The organism is Xanthomonas sp. 3075, from assembly GCF_014197275.1.
Classification (GTDB): domain Bacteria; phylum Pseudomonadota; class Gammaproteobacteria; order Xanthomonadales; family Xanthomonadaceae; genus Xanthomonas; species Xanthomonas campestris_B.
Genome location: NZ_JACIFI010000002.1, coordinates 288836 through 305014, shown reverse-complemented (window position 1 = coordinate 305014; position 16179 = coordinate 288836). Strand labels below are relative to the sequence as shown.

Below are 16179 nucleotides of genomic sequence, written 5' to 3'. Positions count from 1 at the left end.
AGCTTCCGTCCGCGTTCACCACGCGTCCTTCCCCCGCCTGCGGGGGAAGGTGCCCGAAGGGCGGATGGGGGCAGCGACCCCACCCCACGCCTCCAAGCGTCCACGCGCAGCGCCCCTGTGCCCATTTGCTCCGCAGGCAGCGTCCTGCCGCCCACGCGCGGTTCACCACTGCGTAAACTCCCAGCCTCGCATCGCGCCGCCTAGGACGCCCCTTGGTCTCGAGCTGGATCCTGCTGCTGGTCTCCGTCGGCTACGCCGCCCTGTTGTTCGGGGTGGCGTGGTGGGGCGACCGCCGTCCGCTGTACCCGGAGCGGCCGTGGCTGCGGCCGGCGGTCTACAGTCTGGCGCTGGCGGTGTACTGCTCGTCGTGGACGTTCTACGGCGCGGTCGGCTCGGCGGTGCGCAACGGCATCGGCTATCTGCCGATCTACCTGGGCCCGCTGCTGCTGTTGCTGTTCGGCTGGCGCATCATCGAGCGGCTGGCGCTGATCGCGCGCGCCGAGAACACCGTGTCCATCGCCGATTTCATTTCCTCGCGCTATGGCCGCTCGCGGCGGCTGGCGGCACTGGTGGCAGTGATCGCGCTGGTCGGCATCGTTCCGTATCTGGCACTGCAGTACAAAGCGGTGGCGATGAGCCTGGAGGTGCTGACCGGGCATAGCAGCGCCGGGCGCGGCGTGTTTGCCGATCCGGCGTTGTACGTGGCGCTGCTGATGGCGTTGTTTGCGACCCTGTTCGGCACCCGCCAGGTCGATGCCACCGAGCACCATCACGGCATGATGCTGGCGATTGCGCTGGAGTCGGTGATCAAGCTGGTCGCCATCGTGGCAGTGGGGCTGTTCGCGTGGATGTGGTTGAGCGACCACCAGGTGCCCATCACCGAGTCGGCGCGCACCTTGTTCCAGCACACGCCGTCGGTGGGCTTCATTTCGCAGACGCTACTGAGCTTTCTGGCGGTGATCTGCCTGCCGCGCCAGTTCCACGTCGCGGTGGTGGAATGCAGCGATGTGGGCGACATCCGCCGCGCGCGCTGGTTGTTCGGTGCCTACCTGGTGATCATCTCGGCGATGGTGGTGCCGATCGCCTCGGCCGGCGTGGCGCTGTTCGGCAAGGGCAGCAGCGTGGTCGACGATGCGGTGGTGCTGGCGTTGCCGCTGAGCCAGGGCAACACCGTGCTGGCCTTGGTGGCCTATGTGGGCGGGTTCTCGGCCGCCACCGGCATGGTGATCGTGGCGAGCATCGCGCTGGCCACCATGGTCAGCAACGACCTGGTGATGCCGGTGCTGCTGCGCCGTCGTGGCAGCGCGGACGCGCGCGCGTCGGTGGCCTCGCGGGTGTTGTGGATCCGCCGCGTCGCCATCCTGCTGCTGGCGTTGATCGCGTACGGCTACAACCGCACCGTGGCCAACGACACCACCCTGGCAGCGTATGGCTTGATGGCATTTGCCGCAGTGGCGCAGTTCGCGCCGGGCCTGATCGGCGGGCTGTATTGGCGCGGAGCCAGCCGCAAGGGCGTGGAAACCGGCATGGTGCTCGGCTTTGCGACCTGGATCTACACGCTGCTGCTGCCGGCTGCCACGCGTGCGGGCTGGCTGCAGCCGCAGTGGCTGTTGGACGGGCCGTTCGGCATCGCCTGGTTGCAGCCGCAGCAGCTGTTCGGCATGCGTGGCTGGGACCCGCTGGCGCACGGCACGTTCTGGTCGCTGCTGATCAACGTGGGCGCGATGATGCTGCTGTCGGCGCGGTGGCGTCCCGGCGTGGACGAACGCCTGCGCGCCGCGCCGTTCCTGGACCCGTATGCGCAGCGTCCTGCGGTGGCCGGCGACTGGCCCGGCCATGTGCGCGTGGCCGATCTGCAAGCGCTGGCCGAGCGCGTGGTGGGCGAGCGACATGCGTATCGCGCGTTTGTCGAGCAGGCGTCGCTGCTGGAGCGTGAGCTGCAACCCACCGTGGTGGCCGATCGCGTCTGGGTGCAATTCACCGAGCGCCTGCTGGCGGCGTCGATTGGCGCCGCCTCCGCGCGGCTGGTGCTGACCAGCCTGTTGCGCGGCTCGGGCATGGAGCTGGGCGAAGTGGTGGCGGTGCTGGACGAAGCCGGCCAGGAACTGCGCTTCAACCGCGAGATCCTCTCCACCACGCTGGAAAACATCAGCGCGGCGGTCAGCGTGGTCGACCCGGAGATGCGCCTGACCGCGTGGAACCGGCGCTATCAGCAGCTGTTCGGCTATCCGGATGGCATGTTGTATGTCGGCCGCCCGGTCGCCGATCTGATCCGCTACAACGCCGAACGTGGCGAGCTGGGCGAGGGCGATGTCGAAGGTCAGATCGATCGCCGCATCCGCCACATGCGTGCCGGCTCGCCGCATGTGTTCGAGCGCACCCGCAGCGACGGCAAGGTGATCGAAATGCGCGGTCAGGCGCTGCCCGGCGGCGGCTACGTCACCAGTTACAACGACATCACCGATTACAAACGTGCCGAACGCGCGCTGCTGGATGCCAACGAAAACCTGGAACAACGCGTGGCCGATCGCTCGCGCGAGGCCGAGCTGGCGCAGCAGTCCAAGACGCGTTTCCTGGCCGCGATCAGCCACGACGTGTTGCAGCCGCTCAATGCCGCGCGGCTGTTCGCCTCGGCCTTGCGCGAGAGCCATCAGAACAACGAGGAACAACGTCACCTGGCCGAGCGTGTGGATGCCTCGTTGCGTGCGGCCGAAGAGCTGCTCGATGGCCTGCTCGACGTCTCGCGGCTGGATGCCGGCGGCTTGCGGCCCACGGTCGAGGACTTCGATGCCAGCGCGCTGATGCACGAACTGGCCGCGCAATATGCGCCGGTGGCTTCCAGCCGCGGCCTGCAGCTGCACGTGCATTGCCGCCCGCTGTGGGTGCGCAGCGACCGCCGGCTGCTACGCCGGGTGATGCAGAACTTCCTGGCCAATGCGTTGCGCTACACGCGGCAGGGCCGCATCGTGTTGGGCATGCGCGGGCGCGGCGACCACGTGGAGCTGCAGGTATGGGACACCGGTCCGGGCATTCCCGAGCATCACATGCGGCAGATCTTCGAAGAATTCCGCCGCTATCAGCAGCCATTCGACTGGGGTGAGCAGGGCCTCGGGCTGGGCTTGTCGATCTGCCAACGCATCTCGCGCCTGCTTGATCACGACCTGAGCGCACGCAGCCAGGTCGGCTGCGGCAGCATGTTCTCGATCCTGTTGCCGCGCGTGGCGGCAGTCCCGCTGCCGCCGGTGCTACCGGCACCGGCAGCGCGTGCCTTGCCCAGCGGCGACTCCTTGGCCGGCTTGCGGGTGCTATGCGTGGACAACGACCGCGAGATTCTCGACGGCATGCGCGCGCTGCTCGGTCGCTGGCAGGTGGAGGTGATTACTGCCAGCACCGTGGACCAGGCGCTGGAGCGCGCACGCGAGAAACCGGACCTGATGCTGGTGGACTATCACCTGCACGACCGGCTCGATGGCCTGGACACGCTCGATGCCGTGCAGGCCGCCGCACCGGCGCCAATTGCCGGCGCCTTGCTCACGGCCGATGGCCGCGACGAGCTCAAACAACTGGCGCGTGCGCGTGGCTATCGCCTGCTGACCAAGCCGGTGAAGCCGGCCTCGCTACGTGCGTTCCTGAGTGCGCATCACGATGCGAAAAAGCGCTGATGGATGTTGACTGGCATGCATCACGGCAAGCATGTGCAGACACCGCAGCGATAGCGTGCCACTGAAGGCCTACTGCGCGTAGCAGATGGCCAGGAGGCTCGACGCGTGCGGTCCCCAGTCTTCGATCGGTGCGCACACCTGATCGACCGAGCACCTCGACGGGCAAGTGGTTGTGGAAGCAACGGCGCAACCGCAGCCCATCTGCACCACGCATGGCTTGCAGCAGAGCACCAATACCCGGCGCGCGGCAGGCCGCAACCACCGAGCGTGCAGGCGCAACGGCGCACAGTGCGTTCGTTATCGGCCGCGCCAGCGCGCTGGCGACAGTTGCAACTTATGCCGCACCGCTCAGGTGTTCGTACAGGATCACGCTGCCCACGATCACCAGGATCACGCCACCAAGGATCTCGGCGCGCTTGCCGATCAGGTTGCCGAGCACGCGGCCCAGCATGACGCCTGCGGTGACCATGCTGAAGGTGCACAGCCCGACCACCACCGCCACCACGCCGATATGCACGTCGAGAAACGCCAGGCTCACGCCGACCGCCATCGCATCGATGCTGGTGGCAAAACCGGTCGTGGCCAGGGCCAGCAAACCGTGCCGTTTCGGCGTGTCAGCGGCGGCGTGCTCGACATCGTCCGGCGCGTTGCGCAGGCCGGCCACGATCATGTGCGTGCCCAGCGCGCCGAGCAGCACGAACGCAATCCAGTGATCGTAGGTGGACAGGTAACTGGATGCGGCGCGCCCCAGCAGCCAGCCGATCACCGGGGTAATGGCCTCGATGCTGCCGAAGATCAATCCGGCGCGCAGCGCATCGCGCCACTGCGGTTTGCGCATCGCCGCGCCCTTGCCGATGGCTGCGGCAAACGCATCGGTCGACATCGCAAAACCGATCAACACAATGGAAAAAGGAGACATCGACATTCTCGGGTTGGGCACGGACACAACGGCATGCGCCAGCGCCAACCGTTGTCGTGCGCGCATACCGCTGGTCTCGCCAAACCACGATTGGTTGCCTGCACCACGGCGCTGCGGCCGAGTATGTTGATGCAGGCGCTTTCGATAAACGAAAGCAGGCTACTCCCCAAGGGGCGCGCAGTGTAACAACGCAAAACCGGCTTTCGGGCGTTTTGCCCGCACGCGAAGGCCGGTCTGATCTTTATAGCCGTGGCTATGCAGCAGCCGTTCGCGGGGCTGCAGCCGCAGTACAGCGGTTGGCAAAACATGAGTGAGCCCACGGCGCGATGGTTGTGCTGTCATCGTGTCGGCTGCGCCTGCTGGCGACCCAGCAGGGCGCGAACGGTCTCCATTTCCACATCCCGGCCGTCCTGCAGATCCTGCACGGTGATCTGCACCGGCACGTCCGGCAGCACGCCGCGGTCGGGTTGTGCGCTGGTGGCAAACTGCCCGACCAGCGGCAGATCCACCTCGATCCGCGAGTTGGGCAGGTGCAGGAAGAAAAACGCACTGCCGTTGATGCCGCGCAGGTTGCCGCCGGTGGGCTGGCCGACCAGCGTGGCCAGGCCGTTGCGCTGCAGTTGCTCGGCAAACGCGAAGGTGGCCGAGCTGTTTTCGGCGCTGGTCAATACGAACACCCGGCCGTCGAAGTGCGGCGTGCGCAGTGGCAGGTAGGACCGCGCTGCGGTGCCGCGCGGGGAGTCGAGCGTGTAGAAGCGCGCGTTGTAGGCCACGGCGCGCGTGCCCCAGTCGCGGAAGGAGCCATCCCAGGTGGTGACATACGGCGCCAACGCAGCGGGCAAGCGCCGGTAACGCACCAGATTGCGCATCGGCGGCACCGCGATCTCGCCTGCAGCCAGATAGCCCAGCAGCACGCTGCCCACGTCCAGTCCGCCCTCGTTGCCACGCAGATCGATCACCAACGCAGGCACCCGGTGCTCGGCCAGGCGCGCGAAGCTGCTGGCCAGAAAGGCCTGCCAATCCCAGCGGCTGTCATAGAGCGCCCAGTCCGGCATGCGCAGAATCGCCAGATCGGCCGAGTCCATCGCCAGCGTCCATGCCGGCGCTGCGCTGTCGCGTGCACGCTGGGGCGCCATCGCGCTGCGCTGCGCCGCGTCGATGCCGTGCACCCGTAGCGCACGTTGCGCGGTTGCTCCCGGCATGCGCACCTGCAGCAGCGGGTTGGCGGAAATCTGCGGAAACAGCAGCGGCAGATACACATCGAATGCCTCGATGCGTGCAAAGCCCTGCACCTCCATCTGGGCCATGCGTTTGGCGTCGTTGCTGCCGTCGGCGCGCGCCACTGTCATCAAGGCCGTAAGAATCTGCGAGGCGGCAACGCCATCGATCGACAGCACCTCGGTCCCGGGCAGCAGGCCGGGCTGGTCCGAGCCATTCCGGCTGACGACCATGCGGCCCTGCAGCCAACGAAAGTGAAACGGGAGCAGCCGGTCGCCGGGGAACAGCGCGTGCTGGATCGGCTCGGGTTGATTGACGACATTCGGGAAGCTGTGGCCGCAGCGCACGCTGGCGGTCAGGCGCGAGATGGCCAGGTAGGCCTGGCCGAGGGTGGCGCCGTGTGCCAGTTCGGCGCGCAGCTCAGCGAAGCGTTGCGCGAGCTGCTGTTCGGTGGCGTAGCGGTACAGGCCCGGATGCAGTGCGCCATAGGCATGTTGCAGTACATCGATATCGGCCAGCAGCGCCGGGCCTGCGAGTGGACTGTCGCGGGTCAACGGTGGCGGCGCTGGCGGGGCGGCCCACACCATGCACGTGGGCCAGAGCAGCACGAGCCACAACAGCGACGGGAGCGGGCGGATGCAATGGGACATGGCAACTCCTGGGCAAGAGCCGCCAGCATCGGCCGTTGCATCGCGGCGGGCGACTCAAATGCCCAATGGCCATGCGATTTTCAGGATGTGCGACGTTGCGCGCGCCGGTAGTCGCTGGGCGTGCAACCGAAGTGCGCACGAAACACCCGGTTGAAGCTGGCCTTGGAGCCGAAGCCCACCGCCAGCGCGATGGGGAGAATGTCCTGGTCGCCAGCCAGTAAACGCTGCGCCTCGGCAATGCGCAGCGCGTTGACGAAGGCGCTGAAGGTCTGCCCCAGGCCCTCGTTGAGCGCACGCGACAGATAATTGCTGTTGGTGCCCATGCGGCGCGCCAGCTCGGGCAGGCTGAGGTCCGGCTCGCGCCACCAGCCGTGCGCAGCGACATCCGCGGCCACGCGTTGCCCCAGCGCCTGCCAGTCCTTCTCCGGGGCCGCAGGCTGCGGGGCAGCAGACGCTGCCGGGTCGGAAGCCGGCGTCGGCGGGTCCAGCACCAGCGGCGCATCGCGCGGCGGGTAGTGCGCTCGGGCATGTCGCCAGCCTTCCAGCCCGAGGTAATAGACCAGGGCGACGGTGGCCAGGTAACGCGGAAACTCGTCGAAGTAGGACAGTCGCCGCCACAGCCGGTCGCTGGCGGTGAAGCCGAGTCGCAACAGCAGCAGCAAGCAGGCGGCCAGCAGGAAGCCGCGCAGCCACGGTAGCCGCAGTTCCTCGCGCGCGCCGCTGTGGTGCTCCAGCCAACGTTGATAGGCCAGGTACTCGCGCCAGGCCAGGATCAGATACACCGTCAGCGATGCCAGGACCAGGGCATCCTGCAGCGGGGCGATCCAGGGGACGTGGACGGCGGCGTTCCAGGCCCACTTGCGTCGCAGCGGCCAGGTGAACAGCCAGGTGTAGTAGCCGCCCTGCAGCAGCGCGGGCAACAGATGCAGCGCCCAGCGCGGTGGCAGGTGCTGGCGTGCCAGTTGGCGCACGTAGAGCCACACCAGTGGCCCGATGGCCAGCTCCCAGGACAGCGGCGCGTAGGTCAGGCCGGGATAGGCATCGTAGGCGCCGGCGTAGCCCAGCGTGTACGGCGTGATCAGGGCCACCACCACCAGCAGCAGGGCGGCCAGGCAGCGGTTGGCGATGCGGTTGGCCGGGGCCAGCAGCAACAGGCCGGCGCCAAGCACGCCGTGCGCGCTGCCCAGCAGCAGGATGGTGCTCCACATCCCGAACGTGATGCTGGACATGCGATCCCGCGTGGTCGATCGCGTCGAGTATAGGGGCGATCCGGCGTGCAACGCGCCTGGCATGCACGCGAGGCGCTGCTCAGTGCAGTGCGCTGGAGATCTCTTGCGTGGCCGCACACAGCGCCCGCAAGGCCGCCTGCGGGCCGACCAGCTCCGGGCGGCGTGCGATGAACGGCACGGTGAGCGTGTAGGTTGCGCTGCCGCGTTGCAGGATCGGTGCGGTCAGATCGACCACCCCCACCACCGCTTCGCTGGGCTGCATGGCGTAGCCATCGCTGCGTGCCCGTGCGGCGGCGGCCAGGAACTGCGCACGCTCGAACGGCACCTCGCTGGCATCGAGCATGTCCAGCCAGCGCGCCTGCACGTCCGGCTGCTGGAAGGCGAACAGCACCAGGCCGGAGCTGGAATGGGTCAACGGGCGGCGATGGCCCGGGCGCACCACCAGGCCCAGATCGCTGGGCACATCCATCTGCGCGATCACCACGATCTGGTCGCCCGACGGCGCCACCAGGTGGCAGGGCTGATAGATGGCATCGGCCAGCCGCCGCATCACCGGCAACGCCGCTTCGCTGATGCTCTGCACGGGCGGCTGCTGCATGCCGAGCATGAACAGACGGTTGGTCAGCACGTAGTCGCCTTCGCCGTCGCGGGTGAGATAGCCGCGCTCCTCCAGCACCTGCAGCATGCGGAAGATCTCTCCGCGCGAACGGCCGATGCCCTGCGAGATCGCGCCCATGCTCATCGGCTGCGCCTGGCGGGCGAGCAGTTCGAGGATGTCCAGGCCCTTGTCCAGGGCCGGCGCGCGGTACTTGGCGGGTTCGGTGCTCATCCGTTTGCGGGTTCCAGGCAAGGTGCGGCGCGCCAGGGTACAGGCATCGCGGGCAGGTGGGCGGCGCGGGCGGTCGAGTGCAAATATAAACAAAGATTTTATATTTGCATGGCGCAGGCGCGCGCAGTACGCTCGCCGCACAGCAACGCAAGCGCCACAGCCTTGGGAGGGGAGAGGTCGCATGCATCACAGTGACAGTGCCGCGTCACCGCGCGGCAACCTGGCGCGTACCGCCATGGTCCCCTTGTTGTTGATCGTCAGCCTGTTCTTTTTGTGGGGCATGGCCAACAACCTCAACGACATCCTGATCAAGCAGTTCAAGAAGGCCTTCGAGCTGACCGACCTGCAGGCAGGGCTGGTCCAGAGCGCGTTCTATCTGGGCTATTTCGTGTTCGCGATGCCGGCGGCGATGTTCATGCGCCGCTACAGCTACAAGGCCGCCGTGGTGCTGGGCCTGCTGCTGTATGCGTGCGGTGCGTTTCTGTTCTATCCGGCCGCGCAGGTGCAGACCTATTGGCTGTTCCTGCTGGCGTTGTTCGTGATCGCCAGCGGCCTGGCGTTTCTGGAAACCACGGCCAATCCGCTGGTGACCGTGCTCGGCCCGGCGGAGGGCGCTGCGCGGCGGTTGAATCTTGCCCAGGCGTTCAACCCGTTGGGCTCGATCACTGGCGTGCTGGTCGGCCAGCACTTCATCTTCTCCGGCGTGGAGCACACCCCGGCCGAGCTGGCGGCGATGACGCCGGCCGCACGCACTGCGTTCTTCGCCACCGAATCGGCAGCGGTGCAGATGCCGTACCTGGTGATCGGCGCAGTCGTGGTGCTGTGGGCGATCCTGATCGCGCTGGTGCGGTTTCCTGCCGGCGACACCGGTAGCGGCGCGGCAGCACCCAAGCGCGCGCGCTTTGGCCAGCTGCTGGGCAATCGCCAGTTCGTGTTCGCGGTGGTGGCGCAGTTCTTCTATGTGGGCGCCCAGGTCGGCATCTGGAGCTTCCTGATCCGCTACCTCCAGGACGCGGTGCCGGGCACGCCGGAAAAAACCGCGGCCACGTATCTGACCATCTCGCTGGTGCTGTTCATGGCCGGCCGCTTTATCGGCACTGCGCTGTTGCGCTATCTGGCGCCGGCCAAATTGCTGGCGAGTTTTGCCGCGATCAATCTGGTGCTGTGTGCGGTGGCCATTGCACTGCCGGGGTGGACCGGCCTGTACGCATTGGTGGCCGCAAGCATCTTCATGTCGGTGATGTTCCCGACCATCTTCGCGCTGGGTCTGGACGGCATGCATGACGATGCCCGCAAGCTGGGTTCCTCGTTGCTGGTGATGTCGATCATCGGCGGTGCATTGCTCACTGCAGTGATGGGCGCGCTATCGGACATGGCCGGCATCCACTGGGCGATGGTGGTGCCGGGTGCGTGCTTTGTGGTGATCCTGGTCTTTGCATTGAATGCGCGGCGCGCGGCGCCCATCGCGGCGGGAGCGTGAGCATGCGGCGTCTGTGCTATGTGCTGGATCTGCACGACGATCCGCAACTGATCGCCGAGTACGAGCGTTGGCATCAACCTACCGAGGTCTGGCCGGAAGTGGTGGCGTCGTTACGCCAGGCGGGGATCCTGGAGCTGGAGATCTTTCGCAGTGGCGATCGGTTGGTGATGTTGATGGAGGTCGGCGAGGACTACGATCCGACGGCCAAGGCGGCGCGCGATGCGGCCGACCCCCGGATTCAGGCGTGGGAGCAGCTGATGTGGCGGTTTCAGAAGCCGCTGCCAGGCAGTGCGCCGGGGGAGAAGTGGCGGGAGGCTGGGCGGATTTTTGCGTTGAGTAAGGCGGTCGCGGCGCAGGGCGGATGAGGGGCGCCCCTCACCCCCGCGTAGCAGCCGCCAGATCCTCCACCCAGAACCGACCATCCGGATAGCGGAACTCCGCGATCGAAGCGGTGTGCATCTGCGCAGAAAAACCTGCCGCGTCCGGTGCCAGATAGCGGCCATGCCGGATCTGCACCGGCGCGACGAAATGCTGATGCAAATGGTCGACAAATTCGATGGCGCGGTCTTCCATCTTGCCGGTGATGGCGACGAAGTCGGCCATCGCAAGGTGTTGCACCAGCTCGCACAAGCCAACGCCGCCAGCATGCGGGAACACGCGGATGTTGAACTTGGCGGCGAGCAATAAAATGGCGAGGTTTTCGTTGACGCCACCCACGCGGGCGGCATCGATCTGGATCAGGTCCACCGCGCCGGCCTGCAGCAATTGCTTGAATACCACCCGGTTCTGGGTGTGTTCGCCGGTGGAGACCGGCACCGGGGCGATGCCCTGGCGGATCGCGGCGTGACCAAGCACATCGTCCGGGCTGGTGGGTTCTTCGATCCAGGCAATGTCGAATTCGGCCAGCTGGCGCATCCAGTCGATCGCCGGGCCGACGTCCCAGCGCTGATTGGCGTCCACCGCCATCGCGATGTCCGGGCCGATCGCCGCACGCGCCAGGCGGCAACGGCGGATATCGTCCTGCACGTTGGCGCCGACCTTGAGCTTGATGGTGCGGAAGCCATCGGCCACCGCTTCCTTGGCCAGGCGCACCAGTTTTTCGTCGGAATAGCCGAGCCAGCCGGGCGAGGTGGTGTAGGCGGGGTAGCCCTGTTCGATCAGGGTGGCGATGCGTTGCGCGCGCTGCGGCTGCGCGGCGCGCAACATGGCCAGCGCTTCGTCGCGGGTGAGCGCGTCGGTGAGGTAGCGGAAGTCGATGGTGTCGACCAATTGCTCGGGCGTGAGCTCGGCGATATAGCGCCACAACGGTTTTTCTGCGGCGCGCGCGGCCAGATCCCAGGCGGCGTTGATCACCGCGCCGATGGCCATGTGCATCACGCCCTTTTCCGGGCCTAGCCAGCGCAGTTGCGAGTCGTTGGTGAGCCGGCGCGCGAACGCGCCCAGGTCGCCGATGACCTCATCGACCGACAGGCCGACCACGTGTTCGGCCAGTGCGGCCACCGCAGCGGTCTGCACATCGTTGCCGCGGCCGATGGTGAACACCAGGCCGTAGCCGGCCAGATCATCCGGTGCATCGGTGCGCAACACGACGTAGGCAGCCGAGTAATCCGGATCCGGATTCATCGCGTCCGACCCATCGAGCTCGCGCGAGGTGGGGAAGCGGACGTCGTGGGTGTCGAGGGCGATGATGGTACGCATGAGAGTCCTGGGCGATGGAAACGGGAAATGGAAAAACGGCAATGAAAGTGCGGCTATGGCCCCTCTCGCGTCGGGAGAGGGAGAGACGGGACGAGCGCGAAGCGCCGGATGTGTTGAAACGCTGCCGCGATGCAGGCGCTTGCAAGACGGACCAACGAATCACTGCAGGCTTGACCGTGCTTCTGCATCGACTTGGTGCAGCGCTTGGAGATTCAACGCACCCGACACTCCGTAGAAAATCTGCACATACCGCGTCAGGAGCGCTGCCCTCACCCCAACCCCTCTCCTGCACGCGGGAGAGGGGTTTCAAGCTGCGCCGGTCGGGCGTGTCGCTACCCTTATCGAGATCGCGTTTCTTGCTGAGCAGAAACGTGCCGACAGAGAGGCTTCAAGCCGTATCGCGCGGATGCGCGACCACCGGCTGGCGCTGACGACCCAGCCCTTCGATCTCCAGCTCCATCACGTCGCCCGGCTTCAGATACACCGGCGGCTTCTGACCCAGGCCCACGCCCGGCGGAGTGCCGGTGCTGATCACATCGCCCGGCATCAGCGTCATGTAGCGGCTGATGTGGCTGACCAGTTCGGCCACGCCGAACACCATCGTGCGGGTGCTGCCGTTCTGGTAACGGTGGCCATTGACCTCCAGCCACATCGACAGGTTCTGCGGATCCGGCACCTCATCGCGGGTGACCAGCCACGGGCCGATCGGGCCGAAGGTGTCGGCGCTCTTGCCCTTGACCCACTGGCCGCCGTGCTCGAGCTGGAATTCGCGCTCGGACAGATCGTTGATCACCGCGTAGCCGGCCACATGGTTCAACGCCTCGTCCACCGACACATCGCGTGCGATATCGCCGATCACCACGCCCAGTTCCACTTCCCAGTCGCTCTTCACCGAGCCACGCGGAATGATCACGGTGTCGTTGGGACCGGTCACCGCCGTGGTGGCCTTCATAAACAGGATCGGCATGTCCGGCACCGCAGCACCGGTTTCGGCGGCGTGGTCGGCGTAGTTCAGACCCACGCAGATGAACTTGCCGATCTGCCCCACGGCCGCGCCATAGCGCACCTGGCCGTCGATCAGCGGCAGCGTGGACACATCCAGTGCGCGCAGTCTGTCCAGGCCGGCGTTGGTGATGTGCTCGCCAGCCACATCGTCGATCACGCCGCTCAAATCGCGGATGCGGCCTTCGCCATCGATCAGGCCGGGACGTTCCTGGCCGGGTGCGCCAACGCGTACGAGTTTCATGCGGTCTTCCTTTGCAGGTGAGGAATGGAGCGGCTAGCCAACCTAGCGCGCGTGCATCGGGTGGATGTGGGCGGCGTGCTCAGGATCGAGCGAGACAGGTCGCATCTGGCCGTGGTCGCGCCAACGGTGCGGTGGGCGGCACGGTGACGCGCTTCCGCCCTCAGTTGGACCAGCCGCCATCGATGATGTGGGTCTGGCCGGTGGTGAACGACGCTTCGTCCGAGGCCAGATACACCACCAGCTGCGCGATCTCGCGTGGGTCGCCCAGGCGGCCCATCGGCTGGCGGTCGGTGAAGCTCTTCCACACCGCCTGTTCGTCGCCACCCAGCGCCTTGACGCGTTGGCCCAGCGACGGCGTCTTGATGGTGCCCGGGCAGATCGCATTGCAGCGCACGCCCTGGGCCACGTAATCGGCGGCGATGGCTTTGCTCAATCCGATCACCGCCGCCTTGGTCACGCCGTAGACGAAACGGTTCGGCACGCCCTTGATGCTGGACGCCACCGACGACATGTTGATGATGCTGCCGCGGCCGCGTTCGAGCATGCCTGGCAATACCGCCTTGCAGGTGTAGTACATCGCATCGACGTTGATCGAGAACGAGCGGCGCCAGGCCGGCTCGTCGCAATCGAGAATGCTGCCCTGATGCACGAAGCCGGCGCAGTTGAACAACACATCGAACGGACCGTGCGCGGCGACCAGTGCGGCGATCGCGTCAGCGTCGGTGACATCGAGCAGCTGGGTGGTGATGGCCTCCGAGTCGGCCGCCAGCGCGTGCAAGGCAGCGGCGTCGATATCGGTGGCGATCACCTGCGCACCGGCGCGTGCGCAGGCCAGCGCGCTTTCGCGGCCGATGCCGGCGCCGGCGGCGGTGATCAGGCAGCGCTTGCCGCGCAGGCGGTCGTTGGGAGTGGTGGAGAGCGAGACAGTCATACCGAAGAGGTTCCGTAGGTGGGGGCCGCCGGCCTTGGCAGACGATAGAAGTTGCGTGCGTTGTCGCCGAAGATCGCCGCAGCGTGACCGTCGGCGTGGGTGGTAACCAGGTGCTCTGCGATGTCCAGCCACTGCGCGTAGTCGGCGCGCTGGGTCAGCACCGGCCAGTCGCTGCCCCACAGCAGCCGTTGCGGGCCGAAGCGCGCGATCAGATGCGCGACATACGGTTCCAGCGCTTGCGCGCCGGCGCCGCGCGCCGCTTCGGTGAGCAGGCCGGAGAGTTTGCAGTGCACATTGGGATGCTGCGCCAGCGCGGCCATGCCGGCCGCCCACGCGACGAATTCGCCGGCGGCGATCTGTGGTTTGCCGCCGTGATCGATGACCACGCGCAAGCCCGGATGGCGCTTCAGGCGCGTTTGCAGTGCCGGCATATGCGCGCTGCGGATCAAGGCGTCGAAGGCCAGATCGTGCGCAAGCAGGGCGTCGAATGCGGCATCCAGCGCGGCGCTGGCCAGCCATTGCACGTCGGCGATGTCCTGCACCATCGGGCGCAGGCCCTTGAGCACACCGCCGCCGTCACGCACCAGCGCGTCGATGCGCGCGGCGGCATCGGGCGCGGCGAAATCGACCCAGCCGACCACGCCGGCAATCCGCGCATCGGTGCGCGCCAGATCGAACAGATAGCGGGTTTCGGCCTCGGTCGCGGCGGCCTGCACCACCACCACGCTCTCGACGCCGGCCGCGTCCAGTGCATCGCCGATGTCGGCGGGGGCGAAGTCGCGGTACAACGGCGCCAGCGCGGGTGTGAGCCAGTGGTAATCGCCACGGGCCAGTTGCCAGAAATGCAGGTGCGCGTCGACCCGGCTCATGGCGTGGGCAGCTCCGCAGCGAGCAGGCCGTCATCGCGCAAGCGTTGCCATAGCGCCGGTGGAATCGCCGCATGCAGGCGTTCGGTGGCCGATTGCACTTCGGCCACGCTGCGCATGCCGGCCACGACGGTGACCACTGCCGGATGCGCCAGCGGGAACTGCAGTGCCGCCGCGCCGATATCCACATCGAATGCCGCACAGGCCGCATACAAGCGCTGCGCGTGCTGCAGGGTGGCGGTATCGACCGGGGCGTAGTTGTAGGTCGCACCGGGGCCGCGCGCGTCGCTGAGCAGGCCCGAGCTGTACGGGCCGGCCGACAGGATCGCCACGTTGCGCTGCTGCGCCTGGTCGAGCAATGCGCGCGCGCCGTGCTGTTCCAGCAGCGTGTAGCGGCCGGCCAGCATCACGCAGTCGAGCGGAAACCGTGGCAGCACCTCCAGCGCCACGTCCTGCTCGTTGACGCCCAGCCCGATCGCCCCGCAGGCACCGACTGCCTTCAGCTCCGCCATTGCCGGCAAGGCCTCCTCCAAGGCCTGGCGCAGCACGTTGGCGTGGTTGTCGCCGTGGGTGAGCGCACCGATGTCGTGCAGCAGCAGCACGTCGATGTAGTCGGTACCCAGACGCTCCAGGCTGGAAGCGAACGCACGCCGCACGCCGTCTGCGCTGTAGTCGAAGGCGGCGCGGCGGCCTGCCACTGCAAAGCCCTCGCGCCCTGCGGCGGCCTGCGCGTCGTCATAGAGGCAGCGGCCGACCTTGGTCGACAGCGTGTAGTCCGCACGCGGCACGCCGGCCAGGCCACGGCCCACCCGCGCCTCGCTCAGTCCGTAGCCGTAGTAGGGCGCGGTATCGAAATGACGGAGACCGGCCTCGAACGCGCCGGTCACCGCTGCCAGCGCCTGGCCCTCATCGACCTCGGTATACAGGTTGCCGATCGGGGCGGCGCCAAAGCCCAGCGCCGAGAGCTGCACGCGGGTGCTGCCCACACGTCGCCGCGTCACGCTCACGCGCCACGCTCTGCAGACTGGATCGCAGCGGCGCAGGCCTGGGCGGGATCTGGAAGGCAATAGCTGGGCATCGCGACGTCCACCAGCCAGCGGATGGCTGTTCGCATATGAATATGGCAATCATAAGTGAACAGATCACGCTGCAGTGCAGCATTAAGAAAGGCATTGGTTCAGCGGCGCGCTACGCGGTTTGCGTCGAAGGGGTGGATCCATCTGCCAGCCAACGCGTGCACGCGCTTGGCCACCACGGTCGTTCGGCGTGCGTGCACACCACCCTCCGTATGCGGCGATGGTCGGTTGATCGCCGGGACGGCTGCGATGGAAACGCGACCCGGCCACGCATGCAGCCGTTCGGCGTTCAGCACACGCCGATTCGGCGATTCCTGCGCCTGTCGCGCTGCTGCGCCTGTCCGGCGCCCCGGCAGTGCACACCCGGGGGATTAC

At 67.1% G+C, this 16179-nt stretch carries 12 protein-coding genes and 1 riboswitch; of the genes, 3 read left to right on the top strand and 9 right to left on the bottom strand.

The window, feature by feature from the left end; translation table 11 throughout:
* Positions 1–212 precede the first annotated feature (212 nt).
* Entirely contained in the window at positions 213–3662 is a 3450-nt protein-coding gene (locus GGR62_RS03260) for a PAS domain-containing hybrid sensor histidine kinase/response regulator (protein ID WP_184406537.1), read from the top strand.
* A 334-nt stretch (positions 3663–3996) separates the two neighbouring features.
* Here GGR62_RS03260 and GGR62_RS03255 read toward each other — a convergent pair whose 3' ends face one another.
* The 4 genes from GGR62_RS03255 to GGR62_RS03240 all read right to left on the bottom strand — a co-directional run bounded on the left by GGR62_RS03255 (position 3997) and on the right by GGR62_RS03240 (position 8507).
* Positions 3997–4581, bottom strand: a complete 585-nt coding sequence (locus GGR62_RS03255; protein WP_184406536.1) for a manganese efflux pump MntP family protein — start codon at positions 4579–4581, stop codon at positions 3997–3999.
* Positions 4582–4627: 46 nt separating this feature from the next.
* Positions 4628–4755: riboswitch (yybP-ykoY riboswitch) on the bottom strand.
* Positions 4756–4919: 164 nt separating this feature from the next.
* The gene (locus GGR62_RS03250) at positions 4920–6386 is read right to left on the bottom strand and encodes a S41 family peptidase (RefSeq protein ID WP_184406624.1); all 1467 of its coding nucleotides are present in this window, start codon (positions 6384–6386) and stop codon (positions 4920–4922) included.
* A 143-nt stretch (positions 6387–6529) separates the two neighbouring features.
* A complete protein-coding gene (locus tag GGR62_RS03245) occupies positions 6530–7657 on the bottom strand; it encodes a helix-turn-helix domain-containing protein (RefSeq protein WP_184406623.1) in 1128 nt (375 codons plus the stop codon).
* A gap of 100 nt (positions 7658–7757) precedes the next feature.
* Complete coding sequence (locus GGR62_RS03240) at positions 7758–8507, bottom strand: helix-turn-helix domain-containing protein (protein ID WP_184406535.1); 750 nt, start codon at positions 8505–8507, stop codon at positions 7758–7760.
* Between the two features lie 181 nt (positions 8508–8688).
* Between GGR62_RS03240 and fucP the strand changes: the two genes are divergently transcribed.
* Positions 8689–9987 (top strand): L-fucose:H+ symporter permease, encoded by a 1299-nt coding sequence (fucP, locus tag GGR62_RS03235; RefSeq protein WP_184406534.1) that lies wholly within the window; start codon positions 8689–8691, stop codon positions 9985–9987.
* A gap of 2 nt (positions 9988–9989) precedes the next feature.
* The gene (locus GGR62_RS03230; RefSeq protein ID WP_184406533.1) at positions 9990–10352 is read left to right on the top strand and encodes an L-fucose mutarotase; all 363 of its coding nucleotides are present in this window, start codon (positions 9990–9992) and stop codon (positions 10350–10352) included.
* 10 nt (positions 10353–10362) lie between these two features.
* Here the strand turns inward: GGR62_RS03230 and GGR62_RS03225 are convergent, their stop codons facing one another.
* The 5 genes from GGR62_RS03225 to GGR62_RS03205 form a co-directional block, all read right to left on the bottom strand.
* Positions 10363–11685, bottom strand: coding sequence for an L-fuconate dehydratase (locus GGR62_RS03225; protein WP_184406532.1), 1323 nt, complete (start codon positions 11683–11685; stop codon positions 10363–10365).
* Positions 11686–12073: 388 nt separating this feature from the next.
* Positions 12074–12931, bottom strand: coding sequence for a fumarylacetoacetate hydrolase family protein (locus tag GGR62_RS03220; RefSeq protein WP_184406531.1), 858 nt, complete (start codon positions 12929–12931; stop codon positions 12074–12076).
* 160 nt (positions 12932–13091) lie between these two features.
* Positions 13092–13862, bottom strand: coding sequence for an SDR family oxidoreductase (locus GGR62_RS03215; protein WP_184406530.1), 771 nt, complete (start codon positions 13860–13862; stop codon positions 13092–13094).
* On the bottom strand, positions 13859–14731 hold the full coding sequence (locus GGR62_RS03210) for an amidohydrolase family protein (protein WP_184406529.1): 873 nt from the start codon (positions 14729–14731) through the stop codon (positions 13859–13861). Before GGR62_RS03210 ends, GGR62_RS03215 begins: the two co-directional genes overlap by 4 nt.
* Positions 14728–15735 carry an aldo/keto reductase gene (locus GGR62_RS03205; protein ID WP_326520230.1) on the bottom strand — a complete coding sequence of 336 codons (1008 nt, stop codon included), beginning with the start codon at positions 15733–15735 and terminating at the stop codon, positions 14728–14730. Before GGR62_RS03205 ends, GGR62_RS03210 begins: the two co-directional genes overlap by 4 nt.
* Positions 15736–16179: the final 444 nt, after the last annotated feature.